Annotated in this window: 10 protein-coding genes; 3 read left to right on the top strand and 7 right to left on the bottom strand. The window is 64.4% G+C overall.

Annotated features, from left to right (window positions below; genetic code table 11):
- Positions 1-43 precede the first annotated feature (43 nt).
- From AAGD32_00250 to AAGD32_00270, 5 genes are all read right to left on the bottom strand, one after another.
- On the bottom strand, positions 44-2,167 hold the full coding sequence (locus tag AAGD32_00250; GenBank protein ID MEM8872663.1) for a glycoside hydrolase family 3 N-terminal domain-containing protein: 2,124 nt from the start codon (positions 2,165-2,167) through the stop codon (positions 44-46).
- Positions 2,168-2,236: 69 nt separating this feature from the next.
- The gene (locus tag AAGD32_00255; GenBank protein MEM8872664.1) at positions 2,237-4,828 is read right to left on the bottom strand and encodes a tetratricopeptide repeat protein; all 2,592 of its coding nucleotides are present in this window, start codon (positions 4,826-4,828) and stop codon (positions 2,237-2,239) included.
- Between the two features lie 118 nt (positions 4,829-4,946).
- Complete coding sequence (locus AAGD32_00260; GenBank protein MEM8872665.1) at positions 4,947-8,183, bottom strand: glycoside hydrolase family 2 TIM barrel-domain containing protein; 3,237 nt, start codon at positions 8,181-8,183, stop codon at positions 4,947-4,949.
- Positions 8,184-8,410: 227 nt separating this feature from the next.
- Positions 8,411-9,289: a PEP-CTERM sorting domain-containing protein gene (locus AAGD32_00265; protein MEM8872666.1), complete on the bottom strand. Its 879-nt coding sequence runs from the start codon at positions 9,287-9,289 to the stop codon at positions 8,411-8,413.
- Between the two features lie 299 nt (positions 9,290-9,588).
- Positions 9,589-10,719 (bottom strand): prepilin-type N-terminal cleavage/methylation domain-containing protein, encoded by a 1,131-nt coding sequence (locus AAGD32_00270; GenBank protein MEM8872667.1) that lies wholly within the window; start codon positions 10,717-10,719, stop codon positions 9,589-9,591.
- Between the two features lie 100 nt (positions 10,720-10,819).
- Between AAGD32_00270 and AAGD32_00275 the strand changes: the two genes are divergently transcribed.
- From AAGD32_00275 to AAGD32_00285, 3 genes are read left to right on the top strand one after another with little or no spacing between them, the layout of a single operon-like run.
- Positions 10,820-11,851 carry an aldose epimerase family protein gene (locus tag AAGD32_00275; protein MEM8872668.1) on the top strand — a complete coding sequence of 344 codons (1,032 nt, stop codon included), beginning with the start codon at positions 10,820-10,822 and terminating at the stop codon, positions 11,849-11,851.
- Between the two features lie 51 nt (positions 11,852-11,902).
- The gene (locus tag AAGD32_00280) at positions 11,903-14,104 is read left to right on the top strand and encodes an alpha-L-rhamnosidase C-terminal domain-containing protein (protein ID MEM8872669.1); all 2,202 of its coding nucleotides are present in this window, start codon (positions 11,903-11,905) and stop codon (positions 14,102-14,104) included.
- Between the two features lie 30 nt (positions 14,105-14,134).
- Positions 14,135-15,118, top strand: coding sequence for a DUF4038 domain-containing protein (locus tag AAGD32_00285; GenBank protein ID MEM8872670.1), 984 nt, complete (start codon positions 14,135-14,137; stop codon positions 15,116-15,118).
- Here the strand turns inward: AAGD32_00285 and AAGD32_00290 are convergent.
- Positions 15,094-16,161 carry a serine hydrolase domain-containing protein gene (locus AAGD32_00290; protein MEM8872671.1) on the bottom strand — a complete coding sequence of 356 codons (1,068 nt, stop codon included), beginning with the start codon at positions 16,159-16,161 and terminating at the stop codon, positions 15,094-15,096. The two genes, AAGD32_00285 and AAGD32_00290, sit on opposite strands and share 25 nt — an antisense overlap.
- 9 nt (positions 16,162-16,170) lie before the next feature.
- Positions 16,171-16,902: a GNAT family N-acetyltransferase gene (locus AAGD32_00295; GenBank protein ID MEM8872672.1), complete on the bottom strand. Its 732-nt coding sequence runs from the start codon at positions 16,900-16,902 to the stop codon at positions 16,171-16,173.
- Positions 16,903-16,977: the final 75 nt, after the last annotated feature.

Here is a 16,977-nt window from a genome sequence, read left to right on the forward strand (position 1 = left end):
CGCGACAGGCCGCTCGACCCGCCTCGACGTCGCAGCATCCCGGTCAGCCGCGCAGTTGTACGCGTTGCCCCGTTTCGGGGGTGTCGGAAATCGGGCTTGATGGACCGACGTACACCTCTGTGCCGCCGTCGTGCTTGCTCCACACGCCGTCGTTGCCCACCACCCCGAGCGCTCGTTCGGACAGTTCGATCGAAGCGATTGCGGAGGCGCCTGCTTCGACGGGCACCGACGCCAGGCCCGCCAATGCCCAACGTGGCGTCGGCACCGACGCACCGGTGAGGCGGACGTACGCCTGCACCGTTTCCGTCACAGCCCTGTCGCCATCGTTCGTGAGTTCGACTTCGACGTGTTGCGGGCCGGCAGCCTTGGCGCTCGCGTAGCGGATCGGTGCGTAGCTCAGTCCGTATCCAAAGGGGAACTTGGGCGTGCCGGTGAAGTAGCGGTAGGTGCGGCCATTGCCGGTTCCGCCTTGGTCGGCGGGATACATGTTGTAGTTGTCGAACGGCGGCAGATCGCTGCCACTCTCGTACCAGGTGAACGGCAGCCGGCCGCTCGGTGACACGTTGCCGAAGATCACGTCGGCGATCGCGGTACCGCCCTGCTCGCCCGGGTAGCCGACCCAGAGGATCGCGTCGGCTAGTTCGTCGAGTTCCGGCTCGCAGATCGCCGAGCCACCGAAGAGCACGACGACCAACGGCTTGCCGTGACGGGCGGTTTTCTCGCGGATGTCGCGCAGGTACTGCAACTGGTTCGGCGGCAAGCCCAGGTTCGGCCGGTCGCCCGTCGCATCGCTGGCCAACGCTTCGCCCTCCTCGCCTTCGAGCATCGGCGAGATGCCCAGCGCCGCAACGACGACCTGCGTCTCGGCGATCGTGCCAAGGCTCCAGTCGTGCGGGTTGAGGTTCGGCGTGCTCAGCAGGCAGCCCTTCCAGTAGTCGATTACGCAACCGACGTCGGCCGCGGCGGCGAGACCCTCGTACACGGTGACGACGTGCGAGCTGGTGCCGAAGTAGTTGCCGAGCATGACGTCGACGTCCGTGGCGAGCGCGCCGACAAGCAGCATGTGCCGCGTGTCCTTCCGGCTCAGCGGGAGGATGTTGTCATGGTTCTTCAACAACACGAGGGACCGTTGGGCGGCCTCGCAGGCAAGGGCGGTGTGCTCGGGCTTGCGAACGATCGCCTCGGCCTCGGCGTGCCAGTCGCGGCCTTCCGGTTCGGGGTCGAACATGCCCAGCCGAACGCGGATGTCCATCAACCTCGTCACGCACACGTCGATGTCAGCCTCGGTGATGAGCCCTTCGTCGATGGCTTCGAGCAGGTGGTCGTAGCTCACACCGCAGTTCAGATCGCAGCCGTGCTTGACCGCCAGCGCGGCCGACTCGGTGAAGTTTTTCGTGACCTTCTGGTGTTCGTGGAAGTCGCGAATCGCCCAGCAGTCGCTGGTGAAGTACCCGTCGAACTGCCATTGCTCGCGGAGGATGTCATCCATCAGCACCGGGTGAGCGCAGCACGGGTGACCGTCGACGCGGTTGTACGCACCCATCACGCCCATGACGCCGGCGTCGACGACGAGTGAACGGAATGCGGGCAGGTAGGTTTCGTGCAGGTCCTTGTCGGAGACCTTAACGTCGAAGACGTGCCGTAGCGGCTCCGGCCCCGAGTGAACGGCGTAGTGCTTGGCACAAGCGGCGATCTTCAGGTGCTCGCGGTCGTCACCCTGCAGGCCGCCGACGAACGTGCAGCCGAGTTGACCGGTGAGGTACGGGTCTTCGCCATAGGTTTCGTGGCCACGCCCCCACCGCGGATCGCGGAAGATGTTCACGTTCGGCGACCAGTAGGTCAGGCCTTGGTACCGGGCGCGGCTGTCGTTGGCCGCGGCCGCATGATACTTGGCCCGGCCCTCGTCCCCGATCGCTGATGCGACGCGGCCGATCAGCTCCGGCGCGAACGTCGCACCGAGGTTGATCGCCTGCGGAAACACCGTCGCCCGCCCGGCCCTTGCGACGCCGTGCAGGCCTTCGTTCCACCAGTTGTAAGCGGGAATCCCGAGCCGTTCGATGGGCTTGGCTTCGTGCAGCATCTGGCCACACTTTTCCTCAAGCGTCAGTTGAGAGACAAGGTCACGAACGCGCTGTTCGCGCGGAAGAGATGGGTCGCGGAAAGACATGAGCGGAACGTAGCGAAAACGGCGCGAAAGTCACCGGGGTGTAGTTCGCCGGCATGACGAAACACGGTTTCACGAGTCCGCGAACAACCCCGGACAGATCACCCGAATCTCGGCGATGGCTTGTTCCTGCGTGTGGCCCATTTCCATGAGCAGAACCCCGTAGTTGTTGACCCCGGCGAGCAGGTGTGGGTGTTGGTGACCGGTCGAGCGTGTGAAGTTCATGAATATGCCGACCATGCGCCGCATCAGCGGCTCGGCCTCGCCCAGCCGGTTGGTCGCCTGAAGCAGCTGTGCAAGGTTATTGAGATCGGTGGCCACTTCGGGGTGTTCCTTGCCGTAGCTGGTCTCGTCGATCGCTAACGCACGCCGCATGAGCGGCTCGGCCTCGCTTAGCCGGTTGGTGTCCTGAAGCAGCTGCGCAAGGTTGTTGAGTCGGATGGCCACGTTGGGGTGGTCCTTGCCGTAGCTGGTCTCGTCGATCGCTAACGCACGACGCATGAGCGGCTCGGCCTCGTCCAGCCGGTTGGTCGCCTTAAGCAGCAGTGCAAGGTTGTTGAGTCGGATGGCCACGTTGGGGTGATCCTCGCCGTAGCTGGCCTCGTCGATCGCCAAGGCCCGCTGCATGAGCGGCTCGGCCTCGTCCAGCCGGTTGGTCGCCTGAAGCAGCGAAGCAAGGTTGTTGAGATCGATGGCCACTTCGGGGTGATCCTCGCCGTAGCTGGCCTCGTCGATCGCCAAGGCCCGCCGCATCAGCGGCTCGGCCTCGCCCAACCGGTTGGTCGCCTTAAGTAGCTGTGCAAGGTTGTTGAGATCGCGGGCCACGTTGGGGTGGTCCTTGCCGTAGCTTGCCTCGTCGATCGACAACGCGCGCCGCATGAGCGGCTCGGCTTCCGAGTAGCGCGCTTGGGTGAAGGCGTAGTTCGCAACATCGGTCGTGAGTTCGCCTTGGACGTCCGAACCGGCCTGATCGCCTGCATGCTCAGCAAGCTGCAGGGCGTGAGGCTCGATTAAGCGCCAAACTGGCCAACCGGCAGGGTTGTTCAACACGGCTGGCGCAAATACCTGGAATATGTTCACCGTCGACTTAAACCACTCATCCGCCTGCTCCTCCGGCGTCTTGTGGCGTTCGACGGCCTGGGTGAGGTTGTGGATGGTGAAGCCTTGGCCGAGGTCACCGAGGCCGACGGCCTTGGCCATGGAGTAGTTCACGAGTTCGGTCTTGTAACCGCGGACGTCGTCTTCGTCGGGGGCTTCTTTGGTCGGCGTTTCGCCGGTGAGAAGCGCGCCGGCCGCCGCCAGGCCTTTGCCCTGCGCGCTGAACATCGCCAGCGGGATCGGCGTGGCGGCCAGCCAGGCGCACAGGCGTAGCAAGGCGCGGGCTTCGGGGGAGAGTTTTTCGATCGTGACGCGCCAGGTGGTGTAGACCGACGCGGGGTAGTCGGTGAAACCCTCAGCGTGTTCGCGGAGGGTGCGGGCCTGTGAGCGTTGGTAGAAGGCGAGGTAGTCGGCCATGCCGAAGCCGGGGCCTTCGTTGGCGATGTAAGCGCCGGCGGCTTCGAGGGCCAGGGGGAAGTAGCCCAGCGCGCGGATCAACGTCATGCACGCGCGTCGCTCGTCCCTGTCGAGGTGGACGTACGGCTTGCCGGCGCGCTCGGCGAGGAGGTCGCGCGAGGGCCGACGGTCGAGGACGTCGAGGGTGATCATCTCTACATTGCCCGGCCACTTGGCGAAGCGTGACGTGAGGATCGTGTGACAGCTGCCGCAGGTCGGGAGCCAGCTGCCCTCTTCGATAAGCATCGTGCCGTTGGGCTGCGGGAGTGTGATCTCGTACTTCAGTTCGTCCGGCCCCTCGGCGTTGTCGAGCACGAGCAGCCGCAGCGGCGCACCGGCCGGCAGCGGGCGGTGCAGTTCCTTCGCGGCGGCAAGGGCGAGTGTCGTCAAGTCGGTGCCGAGCTTCTGGTCGGGCCAGAGCTGGCGCGCGATGTCGGCGAACTGCGTCGTGATATCCCGCCGGCAATCGACCCAGAACACGTGCTGGTAAAGCCGCCAGTAGCGATGGACGAATTCGTTGGCGAGCGTGGTCTTGCCGATGCCGCCGAGGGAGGCGACGACCTCCGCGCGGCCCTGCGTGACGGCCGTGGTCGGGCTGCGGAAGAGCGCATCGATCATCGCGTTGAGCGTGTCTTCACGGCCTTGGAAGTGCGGGTTGGGCGGAAAGCCCGTCGTCGCCGTGCGGTCGGGGCGGACGGGCGGGTTGGCTTTGATCTGCTTGACGCGCTCGCGCACCAGTTCGATGAGCCGATCCCAGTCGTCTTGCTCGACGGTGCGGAAGTCGATCGACTGCGCCTGGAACCGCCGCAGCGGCGGCGTGAACGACTCTTCCACCGTCCCTTCGAACAGCAGCGGGACGATCGCGTTGTGGACGTACGTCTCGTAGCAGGTCCAGCGCGAGTCGCCCCAGCGCGGGGTGAGGATCGGCAGCATCACGCGGCTGGCTTCGCAGCCGGCCTCGATCTCACGGTGCCAGTCGAGGCCGGGCTTGAGGCGGGCTTGGTCGAACCAGACCGAAAGCCCCGCCGCTTTGAGTTGATCGTGTACGGCTTGCGCGTACTCCCGGTCGGCAGACGCGTAGCTGATGAAGACGTCGAAACCCTGTCCCATGGTGCGACCCCGGTTGGCGTGAAGCTTGATCGTCTTCGCGGCCTACAAACAACGCAAGCGCGTTCGGATCACCGAACGCGCTTGCGTTGTTGGGTAGTCGAGATGGAGGCGTCTTGCGTTACTCGGCGATGGTCACCTTGTCCCCGGTTTCGCCGCCGGTGAGGTGGAAGGTGAACTCGCCGGTGAACTTGGTGCCGGGCTTGGTGGTGAGGTAGTCGCTGATGCGGATCGACTTGGTCAGGTGCGGCTCGGTGCCGCCCATGTGGTACTCGATCACTTCCAGCCAGTAGCCGTCACCGCGATCGCCGTGCTTCTCTTCGACGAAGATGAAGTTCCTCGTCGGCTCCTCGCCCTCGGCGTGATCGCTCAGGTCGCCACCGACGGGGTGGGCCTTGAGGTGTTGACGCTCGCCGGGCGTGAGGTCGCCGTGGACGACGACGCCGGCGTCGCCGTTGTACAGGCCGCCCTCGCGGATGAAGAACTTGGTGGCGCGGAAGTCATTGGTGACGCCGTCGAGCATGTCCTGGCTGAAGGGCCAGGGCTTGAGCCCGCCGGTGTAGATGCCGCGGAGGTTGGCCAAGGACGCATCGCCGCCGGCGATGGCGGTGCCGACGGGTCGGCCCATGTGATCCTCGGGGTACCACGACCACTGTGCGTCGCGCTTCCACTTGAGCGTGTCAGCCTCGGGCGCGGCCCGCAGCGCGAAGCCCCAGTCGAAGGTGTTGAACTCCTGCGTGCCGGTCCAGTTGAAGTCGTAGGAGATCGTCGCGACGCCGGCGGCGTTGATCGACGTGGCGATGGTGCCCTCGGCGGTGTCGTACTTGCCGGTGGTGATCACGCGGACGCCGCCGTCGTCGAGCTTCTGCACGTCGACGTTCTCGGCCTCGGCCTGCCAGTTGGCGGCCTGGTTGACGAGCGTGAGCTTCTGCTGGCCGCGGAAGTTCTTCAACTGCGTCGGGCGGACGACCAGCTCCGGCGTGCCGCGCAGGACCGGCTCGCCATTGACGGTGCCCTCGTCGAGCAGGCCGGTCTCCTTGCTGATGACGTACTCGGCGTTGCCGGCGGTGATGAACACCGCGGCATCCGTCTCACGCACCTCGGCGATCGCGGCCGTCGGCAGCGGCGAAACCGCTGGTGCCTCGGCGTTGAGCACGTAGCGATCGACGACCACGTCGTTGGTGCCGGTGATCGTCAGTTCGATCGGCGCGGCGGTAGTCGGAATCTCAAGCTTGCCGATGGTGCGTGCGGGGACGTCGGGATCAAGGATTCCGCGCTCACCGTCGGCCGACCACTCGATCTTCAGTTCGTTGAGATTCGTGTAGTCGTAGCGGTTGTCGACGACGAAGACGCTTTTGCCGTCGGCGACTTTGCCCTGCACGTCGCCGATGCGAACGGGCGAGTGGGACTTCTGGACGTGCCAGAAGTAGTCGTTCTTGCGGCGGTCCTCGTCGAAGATGCCGCGCCAGATCGGATCGTCGCCGGTGCCGAGGTTGCGGTAGGGCGCGCCCTTGAACAGGAAGCCGCCGAGGATGTGCTGGTTGTCGGGGGCGTAGGTCCAGTCGGCGTGGGCCTGGGCGTAGTAACCCCAGTAGTCATCGATGCCCGGATCGAAGGCGTACTCCTTCCGGTTGTTCATGTGCTTGTGTGCCCACTCGGTGAAGATGTTGGGCCGATCGGTCGGGTAGTCCCACTCGTTGCCGTGGATGTCGAGGAAGGCGTTACGCGGGCCGGGGAGGTTGACCTTGCCGACGCGCGGGTAGTGGTCGTCGTTGACGTCCATGAAGTCGATGTCGACGCCCAGGCGTGCGTCGGAGCCGAAGAACAACGGCCGACTCGGGTCACGCATCGCCGCACCCACCGCGGCGGTGCGGAAGTAGTCGTAGTACGGGTTCTCGTTGCCCAGGCCCCAGAGGATGACCGAGGGGTTGGACTTGTACGACTCGATCATGGTCGCGATGTGCAGGCGCACGCCGGGGCCGATCTCGGGGGTGTTGCCGTGCTTCTGACGCGGGCCGCGATCGTACATCATGAGTGTGAGCATCGCCTCGACGGTCGTGTACATGCCGAGTTCGTCGCAGACCTGCACGTACTCGTAGCTCGGCGTCGGGCGCGAGCGGAGCACGTTCATGTTCGACTCGTGGAACATGCGGATGTCGGTCTCGATCTGCTGGCGAGTCATGTTCTCGCCGATGCCGGGCATCTGGATGTGGTAGTTGGTGCCACGCCATTTGATCGGCGTGCCGTTGATCAGCAGCTCGTTACCGACGACCTCGATCTCGCGGAAGCCGAACTGCTGGCGGGCGGTCATCGTCAGCTCGTCACCGCGATGGAGCTGGGTGTCCATGCGGTACAAGTTCGGCGTCTCGGCCGTCCACGGGTCCACCGCATCGACCACCGGGATCGGGACCTGCATCTCCAGCACCTGCCCCGCCGGGATAGGCGGCAACGGCAACGACACTTCGTTCAGGTCCGTCGCGACCTTGCGCTGGCCCTGGTCAAAGATGTTGAACCGCAGGTTCACGTCGTCGACCGGCTGGTCAGAGTCGTTGGCGACGCGCACATGCGCGACGGCGGTGACGTGCTCGCCATCGACCTCGGTGGTGACATGAGCACGCGCGAGGTTCACCGGCGGCAGTGCCTGCAGGTACACGCTTCGGCTCATCCCGCCGAGCTCACGCTTGGCCCAGTGCGTCGCGAGGCTCCAGTTGATCTGCAGTGTGATCTCGTTCTCGCCCTCCTGCAGGAACGGCGTGATGTCGAACTCACTCGGCAGCACCGCGATCTCGTTCTCCGCGACGTACTGGCCGTTGACGAACAGCTTGGTCAAACCGTCGACCGACTCGAACCGCAGGCGGACGATCTTGTCGGCGAAGTTCTCGGGCAGCTCGAAGGTGCGCGTCCACGCCACGGCGTCGGGCGTGTTCTTCTCCATACGCTCGAAGCCCTGGTAGGCGACGTAGCCGGGCACGGTGATGTCGGTCCACTCGCCGCCGTTGTCGGTGATGCTCGCGGCGGTGCCGTCGAAGCCTTCGGGGACGACGCGGGCGTACTGCCAAGTGCCGTCGAGACTCAGCACGTCGCGCGGTCCGAAGCCGGGCAGACGCACGTCGCGCGGCGTGAGCCGCACGACCGGGAGGATCTCGGCGTTGAGCTGGGCACCGTCGGCCGCGCCGGCGGCGCGCTCCCGGGTGACGACTTCGTCGGCGGCGGGCGCGGCGTTGGCCGGGTCGCCCTCGACCGGCGGCTGGTTCGCCGCCTCGTCGGCACGCAACGTCATCGGGAGCAGCAACGCCGCGCCAGCCACGGCCAGCAGGCCCCGGGGAACGGACAACCATGGGAAAGCAGCACGGGACATCGGGGGTTCCTTCGCAAAGAAATCGTTTGAGGCGGTCATGGCCTTGGTTGCCACGATGTGATGAGCTTAAACCATGGCTACGGCACGGCTACGGGCGTTCTGTGACAGTAACACTCCGTGTGTGACACCAATAGAGTGATTTTGTGAGATTCCAAACAAAAACCGCCGCAGCGGGCATTGAGCCCGCCGCGGCGTTGAGGAGTTGAAACGATGATCGACCGACGCGCTTAGCGCCGACGACGCATCAGACCGAGGCCCGCGACCGAAAGCAGACCAAGCGTGGCCGGCTCTGGAATGGGCAGCGCGGTAACGACGAGGTTGTCGATGTTGGTGAAGCTGCCGGTGGTAGGATCACCGACCGCTGGGCTGTAGAACGAAAGGAATCCGCTCGACACGCCGTCGAACAAGATGTCTTCGGTGATCGAAGCTCCACCGTTGATGGAAACGCTAAGAACACCGGCCGAGCCGGCACCGTAGCCCGTCGGGGCGTCAACGGTGATCACGACCGAGTTTACGGCCTCGTCGTCGGTGTAGCCATCGGCTTCGTCAATGTCTTGAACCTGAACGCCCGCTTCGAAGACTTGGACACCACCAACGCCGCCTGCGGCCGCGCCGGCATCGAACAGAATCGCTCCGTCGGCACCGTTAGCAGCATCCGCGAACAGGAAGGTGTTGGCGTTGAAGCCACCGGTATTCTCGATCAGGTCCGTGTCGTCGAGTCCGAGCGCCATGCCGACGAACGCGGTGCCACCGGCGGCACGCTGGAAGTCGAAGGCAACGGTGTAGCCCACGGGGGCGAGAGGTGCGAGGTCGAGTTCGACTTGAACGCCGCCAGCGACGAATTGAGCAACCGATCCGTTGGTGGTCTGCTGAGCACCACCACCCCGCGACTCGTCGAAGGTGTACGTCTGAACTTCGGTTCCGCCGAGGCCATTATCGTTGGAGCCCCAGTCCGAATCGTTCGGGGTGCCGTTGGCGAAGCCATTGGCGTCACCGCTGCCGTTGGTGCGGTCGAAGGTGTCGCTGAAGATTTGGGCACTGGCGGTGGACGCCAGACCGAAGGTCGCCACGGTCGCGGCGGCGAGAAGTGTTTTGCTAAGTTGCATTGGTCCTCCAAATGGAAAGGGCTGGTTCGCAGCGACTACGGACCCGTTGGCCCAGGGCAAGCCGCCGATACACCGAAAGTAAACCGCTTTTCAGAGCGGACAAGGCCGTTTGTGTGACATTGATTGACCAGGTGTGATATGTGACTTTTGGGATCAGAATGTGACAAACCGCGTAACCGTTACAATGACGCAACGGCTTTTGGTTTGACACACCGCGATAGAACGAGCAACGCCGCCGACCTCACACGGTCGACGGCGTTGTTCACACTGGATCCGATGGAGCCAAGCTGGCCGATTGCCTACCACTCGGCTTGGATGTCAGGATCGACCAAGTCTTCATCCCATGCACCGTGGTGCTTGAGACGCCAGATGTTGTTCAGGTTGTCGATTTTTTCGGCATGACCATCTGCAAAGGCCATGTTGATCCCATTGCCATGCCGAGCGATGTGAAAGCGATTGATCTGGCTGTTTTCGCCGGTGATTGCCTCGGAACTGGCAAACGGCCACGGGTTGATGTCATCAGGCGATTTGAGCGTGTACTCACCGCCTTCGCCTTCGTAAGCGAATGCTTCGGACCATACGCCGTCACCGATGACTGGGGTGTTCACCGAGTCACGAACGCGAGCGATCTTTCCATAGAACATCTCGTCGATGATCGAGTCGCGCGGGCCACCCTGAACGCGCAGATCCCGAATCACATCGCCGGAGGTAAAGGTGCCCGAGCCGGGTGTCTGCTTGGTGTAGATCAGCCACCCGTTCATGGCGTAGCTGCCCTCGGAGAACGTCGGGTTGTCCAGCGGATTGGCCGGGTCAAAGCCCCTACCGTCAGCTGTGAAGTCGCGAATCCAGTGGGTTTGAGCGGTGCCGTGCAGCAAGTTCGGCTGCGTTGCGATCTGGATGCCGGGATCGGCCGCGGACGGGCAGAAGATGATCTCAGGGTCTTCCTGCAGATTGAGATACCCGAGGTCACTCAGAATCTTGGGCACCGATCCCTGACCGTTTCCGGTTGGGAAGGCGCCGCGACGAATCTCCGAGTCAATGAACTCGCCGTCCTTGCGGTCGGCGACGAAAATCAGTAACGCCTGTGTGAACGAGCGCTGATTGCTAAGGCACTTGACCGAGTTCGCCGACTCGCGAGCTCGTTGCAACGAGGGGAGCAGGATGGAAATGAGCAGCGCGATGATTCCGATCACCACGAGCAGCTCGACGAGTGTGAAGCCGCGACAGGCGGCTTTGGTCATTTTGTTTTGACGCATGGGGAGAACCTCCTCAAGGTTTCGTTGATTGAAACATAAACCCTGTCCACAACCCCGAACAACATGCAGGGTGTGGCATCGCCTTGCCGTTTGTGATCGTGGGATTCTGCGTCTGGTACGACGAAAACGCCGAAAAACTGCAAAAGTGACCTGGATCACGTTGCGGCCCGGCAATGAAGGGCAAGCGTCCCAAATCGTGACCTCCCGATGCGAGAAAGGCCGGCTACGGCGCTAGCGGATTGATTTTGCGCCGCCGTCGGCGATAACCCGCCCCATGCAACGCGAACTCTTCGGCACCACGCCCGATGGCCACGACGTTCACCGCTACACCTTCTCCGCCGGCGGCGTGACGCTCCGCGTCATCAACCTCGGTGGCGTGGTCACCGAGATTCACACCCCCGATCGCGACGGCAACACCGCCGACGTCAACCTCGGCTACGACACCCTGCCGCCCTACCAGAAACGCCACCCATATTTCGGTGCATTGGTCGGACGGATCGCCGGCCGGCTTACCGACGGCAAGTTCGATCTCGACGGCAAGTCCTACCAACTCGGGCTCAACGAGCCCGGGGAGATCAGCCACATCCACGGTGGCCACGACGGCTTTGACCAACGACTTTGGACCGCCGAGCCGATCGACGACGCGACGCTCAAACTGACTCTTCACAGCCCCGACGGCGACCAGGGCTACCCCGGCAATCTCGACATCGCGGTGACATACAAGCTCACGGACGACGGTGCGTGGACGATCGAGTACTCGGCCACCACCGACGCGCCGACGCTGGTCAATCCGACCAACCACGCCTACTTCAACCTTGCCGGCCACGACAGCGGGTCGATCCACGATCACGTGCTGCAAGTCCATGCGACCGAGAACAGCCCGGCCCGCGCCGACTCGGTACTGACAGGCGCGAAGCATAGTGTCGATGGCACCGTCGATGACATGCGTGAGCCGGTGCATCTCGCCGATCGCATTGACCAACTCGATCAACAGCACGGCAGCATGTACTTCGTCTCCGGTGAGCCTGGCACACTCCGCCCCGCCGCCCGGCTCACGCACCCCGCCACAGGCCGGTCCATGGATGTTGAAACCACCGAGTCGATGCTCCAGGTCTACACCGGCCGCAATCTTGACGGCAACGACATCGGCAAAGGTGGTAAGCCCTACTCGCAGTTCGGCGGAATCTGCCTGGAAGCCCACGGTTATCCCGACGGCATTCACCACCCACATCTGGGCGACACCGTCCTACGACCCGGTGAAACCTACCGGCAAACAACCGTCTACCGCTTCGGCACGGACGGCTGAACGGTTCGGGCACGTTTGTGTCGCCTTTGCTTGCCGGATATTCTCGCCGGGATGCCCGTACCCGAGGAGCTGCCGCCCGATCATCCACTGCGGTCGGCAATGTGGATCTGGCCGCAAGGCTCCTACGAGGTGCTGCACAACATCTACGCGGACTTTCGGCGGAGCTTCGTGCTCGACGAAGTCCCGGCATCGGTTTCGATGCACATCACCGCCGACGCTCAGTACGTTTTGCACGTCAACGGGCACTACGTCAACCGTGGTCCAGCCCGCGGATACCAACGCAGTTGGCCGTTCGACACGCACGACATCGCCGAGCATCTCCAAATCGGCGAAAACATCATCGCCGTCCAAGTTCACAACCCCGGACGCGGGACGTTCCAGTACCGCCATGAGGACGCCGCCGGGCTGCTTTGCACGATCGAGTTGCCGGATCAACGCATCGTCACCGACGAGTCCTGGGGCACCCGACTCGACGCCACGCACAGCCGACTCACGCCCAAGCTCTCGGTGCAACTCGGCTACCAGGAGCATGTCGATCTCACCGACAGCCCGCCGCCCGATTTGGTCGGCGGGGATGCGTCCGACTACGACTGGCACCCGCCGCGGATGGCGTATGTGTTCGGCCATGAACCGTGGTCGGGCATGACCGAGCGCGGCGTTCCGCACCTTACGACCGACATCATCGACTACGAGCCGATCGACGGCGCGACGTTGGCGTTCGACCTGGGACGAACACGACTGGGAACGCTCCGCCTCGACATTGATGCCGAAACGCCGACTGAATTGGAAATCAGTTTCGTTCAAGCCGTCGACGCCGACGGCGAGCCGATCCTGCCGCCGAAGACCGTCCGCAACCGCATCGACATGGCCGCCAAACTGCGCGTCGACGCGGGTCAAACGCATTGGGAGGCATTCCAACCGATCGGGCATCGCTACCTGTTCATCCAAGCATCCGGCGAAGTGCGAGTCATGCCGACGCTGCGTGAGACGATTTACCCCCTGGACATCGCCGGCACGTTCGAGACCGACGATGCCGAGGTCGATGCGATCTGGGAGATGTGCCGCGAAACCCAGCGGGTGTGTCTGACCGACGCGTATACCGATACGCCTTGGCGGGAGCAGGCGCAGTGGTGGGGAGACGCGCGGGTGCAGAGCCAGAACACGTTCCACCTCGTCAACGACGATCGGCCGTTGGTCCGCGGCATCCGCTCCATCATCGGCCAGCAACTGCCCAACGGCCTGACCTACGGCCACGCGCCGACGATGGCGCACACCTGTGTGCTGCCCGACTTTTCGCTCATCTGGATGATGACGCTTTGGGATCACTGGTGGCAGACCGGCGACACCGACTTGTTCCTCGAGCAATGGCCGAACGTGCAGAAGGTACTGCGCTACTTCCGCACCGAAGGATTGGGCGAAGCCGGTCTGCTCAAGTACGACCCGCGGTACTGGCTCTTCCTTGATTGGTGCGACCTTCACGACACGGGTACGCCGACGCTGCTGAATCTCTGGCACGCCTGGATGCTCGATGCGCTGGCCGAAGTCTGCGATGCGGCCGATCGCGAAGAGGACGCGTACGTCCTACGGGCCGAACGCACCGAGCAACTCGAGCGGATCGACGCGGTGCTCTTCGATGCCGACGCGGGTTTGTACATCGACGGCCTCGATGCCAGTGGCGAGCACGTGCCGCGTCACTCGATCCATTGCCAGACGCTCGCCTTACTCGCCCAGCTACGCAACGACGCACCGCTGCACCAGCGCATTGCCGACTACCTCGCCGGCGATCTCCACGGCGGTGCGAACCCGTCAAGCTACTGGGTCACCTACGTCTACGACGTCGCCGAGAAGCTCGGCATGGAACATGCCATGCTCGATCACATCGCCCGACACTGGGCACCAATGCTCCCGTACGGCGGCTGCTTCGAGTCCTTCGCCACCGACACGTATCTTGTTCAGGAAACGGTTTCTCACGCCTGGGCCGCGCATCCGCTGTACCACCTCATGCGTACCCTCGGCGGCATTCGCCAGACGGCGGCCGGATGGGATCAGGTCACGTTCAAACCCGTCACCGACTGGCAACGCGTCGGTCGGTGCGACACCGTCTTCCCGACGCCCCACGGCAACATCACCGTCCGCTGGCAACGTGATGATGCCGTCCACCTCCAACTGCCCGAGACCATCACCGCCGACATTCGTCTGCCCGACGTCGAAACGACCGTCACCGGTGGCATGCATCACTGGCGTTTGGGGTGATGCCGACGGACGTCGTGATACGCTGGGCGAATGTCACCGTTGTCAACCACCGCTGATCGCCTCGTGACCGATGACGGCCGGGTGTTCCCGTACATCGCCGATACCGCGTGGGAACTCTTTCATCGTGCGACGCCCGACGAGGTCGACCGCTACCTCGACGACCGCGCGGCCAAGGGTTTCACGGTGATTCAGGCCGTGGTCCTTGCCGAGCTCGGTGGCGAATCCGAGCCGAACCATGCCGGTGAGCTCGCGCTGATCGACCAGGACCCCACGCGACCGAACCCGGCGTACATGGACTTCGTCGAGGACGTGATCCGGCGTTGTGGCGAGCGGGGTCTGCGTGTTGCGCTGCTGCCGACGTGGGGCAGTTTCGTCCTGCGCCTTTGGGGCAATGCGCCGATCCTCATCAACGCCGACAACGCGCGGGCCTTCGGTACCTGGATCGGCGCACGCTTCGGCCATCTCGACCATCTCATCTGGGTCCTCGGTGGCGACCGGCCACCGGTGCATGAGGGCGTCGACTACCGGCCCGTCTGGCGCGAGATGGCCGCAGGGATCAAAGCCGCCGAGCAGACGCCGCACCTGATGAGCTACCACCCCAAGGGCAAGGAGACCAGCGCCGACCATCTCGCCGGCGAGGATTGGCTCGACTTCCACATGTGCCAGTCCGGCCACCACCGCGCCGACCCCGGCCCCGCCGAGCTGATCCGCCGCATGAAAGCCGCCGACCCGGGCAAGCCCTGCCTCGATGCCGAGCCGTGCTACGAGGACCATCCGATGGACTTCGATCCCGACGTCGGTTGGTTCGATGCCGGCGACGTCGAAGCCGCGATCCGCGCCGGACTCGAGGCCGGCGGCGCGGGGTTCGCCTACGGGGCCCATCCGATCTGGCAATGGTTCGACCACGGTCGGGAACCGGTCAGCCATGTCCGCCGACCCTGGCACGAAGCGCTGGACCTGCCCGGCAGTTCGCGTGTCGCGGAGTTGGGTCAACTGATCGCGAGATCTTCGTAGATGGCTGTGTTGAGCGCGTGCTGTCGTCGTTGGTGCGCGAGTTCGCCGGGCAGGCCGTTGGTGACCCACGCCACGGCCAGGTCGTGCTGCGGATCGGCGAAGGCGCAGGACGATTGGTTACCGCTGTGGCCGAAGGTCCGCGGCGATGCGTGCGGCCCATAGCCGTAGGGCAGCCGCTTGCCGCGATCGTCGTTCATCAGGAACCCGTATCCCCAATCCAACACGGCACCGAAGGTCAGGTCCTTGAGCCCGTCGCGCTGGTGCTGGGTGAACGTGCGGATCACCGGATCACTCGTGCGGTCTTCGAGCAGTTGCTGGTAGAACCTGGCCAACTCCCGGGCCGGCCCCCGTGCATTGCCGCCGGGTCGGCAGAGCGTGCAGCCGAGTTGCGTGTGCGGGAACGGCATCGGCTTGGTCTCGCCCTTCTCGGTGTGCCACGCCATGCCGACGCGCGTGCCGTAGTCGGCGTACCTCGACGCCGGCATGCCGATCCAACTGTCGGCCATGCCCATCGGCTCGAACACCTCGTCGCGCAGGTACACCTCCAACGAGCGCTGCCGCGGGTCGACCCGGCGCACGATCTCGCCCAACACATACCAACCACTCGCAACGTGATACCCCGCCGTCTCGCCCGGCACCCAGCCCGGCTCGATCTCCGCCGCGCACATCCGCTCGATCACCTTGTCCCACGGCTCGGTCGACCAGTTGCTGCCGACCTTGCGAAAGCCACTCGTGTGCGTCAGCACATGCGCGACGGTGATCGTGCCCTTGCCGCCCTGGCCGAAGTCGGGGATGTACTCGGCGACGGGCGTGTTCAGGTCGACCCGCCCCGCCGACACCTGCTGTGCCACCGCGATCGCCGTGATCGGTTTGCCGGCACTCATCCAGAGCGTCAGCGTGTCACCCGTCATCGGCACGCCCGTCCGCGCTTCGCCGGCGTGGTGATCGACGACCGTCTCGCCGCCGCGGATCACGCAGATCTGGTAGCCCGGGTGCAAGCCCTCCGCGATGCCTTGGTTCAACAGTTCGAGCGTCCGCTGCATCGGGGCAGGTTAGCCGCGGAAGCAGGCGAGGGTGCCGATGTGGTCGTAACTGACACTGGCGTAAAGCTTGCCGCCGAGTCGGCTGGCGATGAGATGGTTGGCGGTGATGCCGCGCTTGGCGTCGTCGGCGAGCATGGCCCGCATGAGCGCCTTGCCGATGCCGCGCTGGCGGTGGTTGCGGTCGACGTAGACGTCGATGGTCGTGGCGCTCTTCTTCGAGGTGCGGACCGATCCGCACCAGCCGATCGGCTTTCCGTCGACAACCGCCATGTGAACGCGCAAGTCCGCGTCGGGATCGGCGGCTTCGTCCTCGGTGAGCTGACGCACCTTTGCCGCCTTCGCCAACGCCCGCGCGGATTCGACCGAATCGATCCGGCGAACATCGTGCTTGTCGGTACGCCTCGGTCGTGGTGGCAGCTTGCGCACGAACAGCCCCTCGTTGCCGAACAAGCGCAGCCCTGCGTCCTTGTACGCGGCTTCGATGTCGTTGTCCCGCCCGAGCTTCGTATGCCCAACACAAAACACGAACGGTGCCCGCCCGGCATGCTTCCGAACGAACCGCGCCGCCGCCGCCGCGTCATCATGCAACACGAAGTACTCCCGCACCCGCGCCTTCGCCCGCGGCTCATCCGCCACCACCCACACCGACTCGCTCAACCGCTCCACCACATAAGGCCAAGTCCGTGACCGCTTGTGCGCAAAGCCATGGATGTTGGCGTCGAGGGAGGTGGCGAGGGACATGCGGAACAGCGTACCGCAGCACCCGGTGGCGTTAGAAACGTCGCAACGGTTTCTCCCGAGCCATCTCACTAATCA

Source organism: Planctomycetota bacterium (genome assembly GCA_039182125.1).
GTDB lineage: Bacteria > Planctomycetota > Phycisphaerae > Tepidisphaerales > Tepidisphaeraceae > JBCDCH01.

Coding starts and splice junctions, on each gene's coding strand:
- AAGD32_00285 (MEM8872670.1), top strand. CDS start 14,135: ATGTCACCGTTGTCAACCACCGCTGATCGCCTCGTGACCGATGACGGC.
- AAGD32_00280 (MEM8872669.1), top strand. CDS start 11,903: ATGCCCGTACCCGAGGAGCTGCCGCCCGATCATCCACTGCGGTCGGCA.
- AAGD32_00295 (MEM8872672.1), bottom strand. CDS start 16,902: ATGTCCCTCGCCACCTCCCTCGACGCCAACATCCATGGCTTTGCGCAC.
- AAGD32_00275 (MEM8872668.1), top strand. CDS start 10,820: ATGCAACGCGAACTCTTCGGCACCACGCCCGATGGCCACGACGTTCAC.
- AAGD32_00265 (MEM8872666.1), bottom strand. CDS start 9,289: ATGCAACTTAGCAAAACACTTCTCGCCGCCGCGACCGTGGCGACCTTC.
- AAGD32_00290 (MEM8872671.1), bottom strand. CDS start 16,161: ATGCAGCGGACGCTCGAACTGTTGAACCAAGGCATCGCGGAGGGCTTG.
- AAGD32_00255 (MEM8872664.1), bottom strand. CDS start 4,828: ATGGGACAGGGTTTCGACGTCTTCATCAGCTACGCGTCTGCCGACCGG.
- AAGD32_00260 (MEM8872665.1), bottom strand. CDS start 8,183: ATGTCCCGTGCTGCTTTCCCATGGTTGTCCGTTCCCCGGGGCCTGCTG.
- AAGD32_00250 (MEM8872663.1), bottom strand. CDS start 2,167: ATGTCTTTCCGCGACCCATCTCTTCCGCGCGAACAGCGCGTTCGTGAC.